5 protein-coding genes are annotated in these 6045 nt (G+C 37.4%); 1 reads left to right on the forward strand and 4 read right to left on the reverse strand.

Going from position 1 to position 6045, the window contains the following annotated elements; genetic code table 11:
* The 4 genes from HMPREF9420_RS12055 to HMPREF9420_RS14810 form a co-directional block, all read right to left on the reverse strand.
* Nucleotides 1-569: DUF4372 domain-containing protein (locus HMPREF9420_RS12055; protein WP_248628119.1), on the reverse strand; the 569-nt coding region annotated here is incomplete at its 3' end.
* 1012 nt (nt 570-1581) lie between these two features.
* Complete coding sequence (locus HMPREF9420_RS12065) at nt 1582-2781, reverse strand: SH3 domain-containing protein (protein ID WP_248628120.1); 1200 nt, start codon at nt 2779-2781, stop codon at nt 1582-1584.
* 692 nt (nt 2782-3473) lie between these two features.
* On the reverse strand, nt 3474-4313 hold the full coding sequence (locus tag HMPREF9420_RS12070) for a DUF5991 domain-containing protein (protein ID WP_007136011.1): 840 nt from the start codon (nt 4311-4313) through the stop codon (nt 3474-3476).
* A gap of 137 nt (nt 4314-4450) precedes the next feature.
* Nucleotides 4451-4801, reverse strand: coding sequence for an integrase core domain-containing protein (locus HMPREF9420_RS14810; protein ID WP_308340299.1), 351 nt, complete (start codon nt 4799-4801; stop codon nt 4451-4453).
* A 274-nt stretch (nt 4802-5075) separates the two neighbouring features.
* Between HMPREF9420_RS14810 and istA the strand changes: the two genes are divergently transcribed.
* A partial coding sequence (gene istA, locus HMPREF9420_RS12080; protein ID WP_007136014.1) for an IS21 family transposase occupies nt 5076-6045 on the forward strand: 970 nt, incomplete at its 3' end.

Genomic DNA, 6045 nt, shown 5'->3' on the forward strand with positions numbered 1-6045 from the left:
GTAAGAAAGACCAAAAGACAAAGCCTTGGTGGAAGATGCTGTAAAACTGACCTATGCACGTATTGTACGTTATAGAAAGCAGGAACTTGTGCTTCAATGTCATATAAGACATGAGCCTTCACTCCACCTTTCTTGCTTCGGAACTTTGCCCATGGGAACGTTGCAAGACATAACGGAATTGTTATTGAATCAAAAGCATATTTCTTTCCGGAAATGTCAAGAATGTTGGTCGTCCGCTTCTCGCAAGCTTCTTTCATCATATAGAATGCAAAGTCTTCGAAAATTCTGTAATCACGGTTTTGGTTGGCTGTGGCAAGAGTTGTCTTGGCTATCGGTTCACGACCTAATCCAAGATAATATTGCTTAGCCCTATGTGCCTCAAAAGCAACTTTTAAGTCACGTAGGCTCTCACGGTTACCGAGTTGCCCAAACATCATTGCAAGCATCTGATTCCTGTAGGTAAAATATTTCACATATAGGTTTCCATCATACTTGCGAACATAGTTGTTAAACTGAGTCCTGTTCAGAAAAGCGATTAGTTGGGAGAATATGTATTTGTCTTGAAACATAGCAGCCATTTGTATTAGACTGAAAAGTTGCAAAATCAAGTCCGTTTCATTCCCCAAAAAAAATACATAATTGATTATGTTTTAACAATTTAAAAGAATCATTTATCCACTTTAGGGGACAATAGTGTCTCTATTCATAACAACAATAACTTTCGTAGAACGATAGACTTTAATTGTCTGACTATGATCTATAAATCCTTTTTTGGAAAAACTAAATTTTGTGTCTATACCTCGGCTTGTTGTAGGTAGCATTATCATATACCTAAATCTTCCTAACGAATCTGTACGCATACGAAAATTCATCAGATCGTCTGAAATTAAAACACTATCTAAAGGAACATTATGAACATCCACCACAAGCCCTTCCAAACTTTGTACACGCTCACATGAGAACAAACCAAGAATGAATACAATACTGATTAATTTGCAATATATTTTCATAAAGATAATTTTGACTACTCTACATTGATATCATTTTTGAGTCAACCTCAAACAACTCAAACATATTCACTTTCTGAGTTAAGCACTTGGAGACCCTATAAAATATTGTACTAACAAGACCACTTTTTTATAAATATATACTATTTGTATTGACATGCGGTTATGCTAACAGGTTACGAATTTTAACTTTATTGAGAAAACTGCCTAAGAATGAGCTGCTAGAAGTTGACTGACTGTTAGAATTCAGCAGTTCACTAAACTCCAAATTCACACTTTTCAACACTATTAAAAACGGACACAAACAGAAAACCTGTTGTTAATAAATTAATCCAAGTCTATCTGCTGCATACATTTCGGCCCAATTTTCTAATGTCCCTGGAGTAACATATGATTTGTGGAATCCATATTTGAAATATTCACTGAGTATTTTACTATAAAAGTTTAACAAACCCATTTTTTGGATTTGAAGAAAATGGGCGTTTTCATGTTGAATAGCAATTTGCAGTTGTGCACTTTTATTTGACAACGTACACTTTATAAGTTATATAGGCACACCTTACTGATATACATTTTATAAAGCGCGTCTGATTCTACTTTTATGTATATAACCTACTGTTCCATCTTTAATTTCTACTTTCCACCAGTTTCCCTTATTGTCCAAGATAGTTATCATTTCATTGGTAGGAACACGTTTAAGAACCTTTGATGACAACATACCTTTCTCACGTAGATTGGTATACCCATCGGGATCGTCAACAAAATAAGTATCATTGGGATTGATATCATTTTCCGTTACTAAAACAATGTCCACTAATTCTTTCAATCGCGTGACTCCATAATAATCTTGCTTTTTAAGACGGTCTGCCAAATGCTTATCTTTAGACATGAAATTACTTAAATGCTGGTATGATTTTTCGTCTTCAATCCCCATTATTGCATCTTTATGATTCCTATCATACTCAATTAGGCATTTTAACAAATGCACCAAGCACTTATCTTTCACATCCTGCGGATAGTTTAATTGATTGAATTGTTTAAAATAGGCATAAACTAAATCATCAAATGGGGTCATGGTTTCTTGTGTCTTATTACAAGACAAGTATATCTCGTTTAGGAGATTGCTGCGAAAGCCTCTTTTCCTGTTATTATAGAACAACACTTTTTCAGTATTATCCCTATAAACAGAATAATCAGTTGTCTTCTTTGAGAAATCAATACTTCTTGCGGTGAGTATCTTATTTCTTTCATAATCATGATTAAAGACAACATCTATCGCATATTCAGGGTTTCTTATAAAAAAGGAGAGGGTTGTTATGTTATCATTGAATAACAACTTATTATATGCCAGAAATTTATCGGCAATGCCGTTTTCTTTATCATAGAGCATTTTCCTTGCATCTTCTTTGGTTGGTTCTCCATCTATTTCCGGCTGATAAAAAAGATTCTCTGCTTCTGTATACAAGAACCGCCCCCATTCATTGATTGTATACTCTGTGTATCCTCCTATGCTGAGAACATAATCTTTGGGCTCTTTATGCAGGGAGAGTCCCCAATATTCCATACATCTATTTTGAAAATCTTGATATGAAAGGGGATTATAACCATTATCCTTTCCATACTTTGACAAAATAGAAGTCTGCATTAGTTCTTGTTGATCCAACATTTTGCTATTTACATAAATACTATCTTTTAACACATTACTACTTTTACTCTGACCTTGACAGGAAAGTAAAAGTATATGGAAAAGACAAAATAATATATATCTGTTCATTTTCATTGCTTTTTACTTCTTGCACTCCTTTTTCTATCTTTTTTGTCTCTTTATTTTCAAAATCCATTTTGATGTGATAATTATAACGTTTCTTATAGTTATCTCAAATCGCTTCAGAACAGCCATATTTCTTTAGGATTTCATCAGAATGGAAGTTGTCCTTCATTGCAAGGAAAGAAGTCTTTTCCAAGTTTTCAAAAGGATTGATAGGATCTTCTGCGAATCTGGTTCTTTCATGACTCTGTCATCAAGCCTTCGTGAAAACCAAAAAGAGAAAACCTCAACAACTTCTTGAAGTCTCCTCTGTCGGCTGAAAGACAGTCTTGCTCTGGGGAAGAAGAGGAAGAATTGCAGTCTGTTGTCTTTGAAAGCAAATGTAGAAAAATGGAATCTAAAGTCAAAGGAATACAGATTAAAAGACTTACAGATTATGGATATTTAACGGTTCTTTCCTGTCTGCTGGCTTTCATCATTCAGACTGTCTTGCAATCTCATTCATATTACCTCGCAAAGTGACTCATTTTACCGCGTGATTAGAGTCACTTTACAAGGTGATATAAGGCATATTGCAAGGCTATAAGAAGAGATTTGTTATCTGTTTGATACTCAGTTTTATTAACAGTGATAGACTGATGCGCGTTTGGCGAAGTCAAGATGTAGAGAGCGGAGTATCAATGAAGATTATCAAGAATCTATTTTATTTTTCTACATTCTATTTTTACATTTTCCTTGCCTTCAGAATTGCTGATATAAGGACTTTCCAAATAGTATTTTCCTTTCTTGTGATATAAATTCACAGTGGGTGAAACGCTTCTGTCAATATTGGGCATCGGTGTGTCTTCCGAGAGCGATTTGACAAAATCAAGGGAGAGTTTGTCTTCCGTTTCGTTTTTTACACTGCATTGGATTTCAAAGGCAGTCATTTGCCCATTACCGCTGAATACACACCGGTCAGCCGCGATGCTCAATGTGTACTCTATGAAAGGCGAGGGAACAACGGTGGTATCTGAAATGAAATATTCATAGTCACCGAACCATTTGGGATTTTGGACGGCTACGATAGGTGTGGGGCTTTCTTCGATTTCTTGATCATCACACTTTTCCTTTATTTCTTTGAAATATCCTTTCTTGTTGGTAAAGTAATTGTGGTATACTTCGCCATCTTCCATATACTTATATGTCCATAAAGCTTTATTCTGGTCAATTATCTTACATCTGAAGGGTATGAAAATGTTATTGACAAAAGATATGATGAACTCATTATCTTCTAAATGTACTGTGTCTATGGGATAATGTGCGTCTTCCATATCATACTGCACAAAGAGTTCTTTTTTTATTGTATCGACATATATTTTATGTGCTACATCAAAGCAAGCATGGTATATTACGGTATCCCCATGGTCTGTAATTGTCAATTGCTCCCAATTTCCAACAAAGGAATGGTTGTTGCTGTCTTTTATGTCATACCATTTTTGTGCATTGCTGCATGAGTAGAAGAATAAAAGGAAAAATAAGACATTTAATAATTTCATAATTAATTCCTCCTAATTTGTGTTACTACATATTTTTTTGTTGTATTATATTTTGTTGTACCTCGTAAAGAGTAGTCAACTTGATTGAGAGTTAAAATTGTACGTTGTCAAACAAAAGTGCACAACTGCAAATATAGTTATTTACTCTGATATTTCATTGTTTTATTATCAGAAATTCTTTTGTTGATTGAATTTTGCTTTATTATTTCTCTTATCTTTTTGATTCTCTCCCCTTGTCCTAAATATACGTCTTTGGGTGTAAGATTATCCAACGATTCATGAAATCTTCTCTCATTATAATATTTCATCCATCCATCGATAGCCTTTTCCAATTCAGAGGGACAAAAATAATGATTTAGCTTAATTACATTTTTCATCGATCTGTGATATCGTTCTATCTTTCCTTGTGTCTGCGGATGCAAGGGTTTGCCATGAATATGCTTGATGTTATATACCTTACCGAGATACTCCTTGAGCGAGGAAGCAATATAACATGGCCCATTGTCCGATAGTAAGCAAGGAGGGTTCTTGAATGTAACTCCAGCCTTTTCAACTGCCTTGTCTTTTGTTCTGGATACATTGGAAAAGCCACTCTACTTTAACCCCTTTGGGCAAACAGGATTGCTCACTTTGGCCATAAAATGATTGATCCTTTTGGTCAAAATAATATTAACCACTTAGTACAAGTGTCGTTAGAGTTTTTTTGTGTAGATTTGAGACCCCGAGTCCTGGTGTAAGGGGTAATAATAAAAATCTATTCAAATGAATAAAAGAATCAAGAATATTTTAAGATGTTATGCGGCAGGAATGGGTATCAAGGAAACGGCATCCACGTTCCATACTTCCCGTAACACTGTTCGCAAGTATGTCCGCCTGTTCCTTTCAAATGGGAAAAGCATCGATCAGCTTCTCTCCCTTTCCGAGGAGCAGTTGCATGAGATGTTTGGCGGGACGGAATCCCGACGTCGGGAGCCTTCCTCCAAAAGGATTGAATTGGAGGCTTTGCTTCCCGGATATGTATCTCGCCTGACACGCAAGGGGATGAGTGTCAGGAAACTTTTCAAGGAGTATCATTCCGAGTATCCTGATGGTCTTCAGCTGTCTTCCTTCAAGCGGGCTGTCCGCCAGTACAAGTTCCACATCAAGGTCGTCGGCCATGTCGAACACTATGCCGCAGACCAGATGTATGTTGATTTTGCCGGTGACAGGCTTGAAGTTGTCGATGAGATGACTGGCGAGACGAAGAAGGTAGAAGTCTTTGTTGCCATCCTTCCGTTCAGTCATTACACCTACTGTGAGGCCGTATGGTCGCAGCGCAAGGAAGACCTGATCAAGGGATGCGAGAATGCCATGCTGTATTTCGAAGGGGCTCCGGCGGCAATAGTTCCCGACAATCTGAAGGCAACCGTCACACGAAGTGACCGCAACGAGCCTGTCATCAATGACGATTTTGCCGCTTTTGCTGAGTATTACGGCTGTGCGGTCTATCCCGCCCGTGTACGCCACCCCAAGGACAAGGCCCTTGTTGAAAACGCTGTGAAGCTTCTCTACCATTCTGTTTACCCGGACATAGAGGGAATGACTTTCTCCAGTCTGAACAATCTCAATGCCGCCATCCATGTTTCCCTGAACGATTTCAATGAAAAGGTGATGGCCGGCCGGGAGGCGCCACGCAAGGAGATGTTCCTGCGTGGTGAGAAGGGCTACCTCCGCCCGCTTCCACTGAAACGCT

This window comes from Segatella salivae DSM 15606 (assembly GCF_000185845.1).
Taxonomy (GTDB): Bacteria; Bacteroidota; Bacteroidia; order Bacteroidales; family Bacteroidaceae; genus Prevotella; species Prevotella salivae.

Excerpts from the sequence above, each read along its gene's own strand:
- HMPREF9420_RS12065 (WP_248628120.1), bottom strand. The coding sequence starts at position 2,781 with ATGAACAGATATATATTATTTTGTCTTTTCCATATACTTTTACTTTCC.
- HMPREF9420_RS12070 (WP_007136011.1), bottom strand. The coding sequence starts at position 4,313 with ATGAAATTATTAAATGTCTTATTTTTCCTTTTATTCTTCTACTCATGC.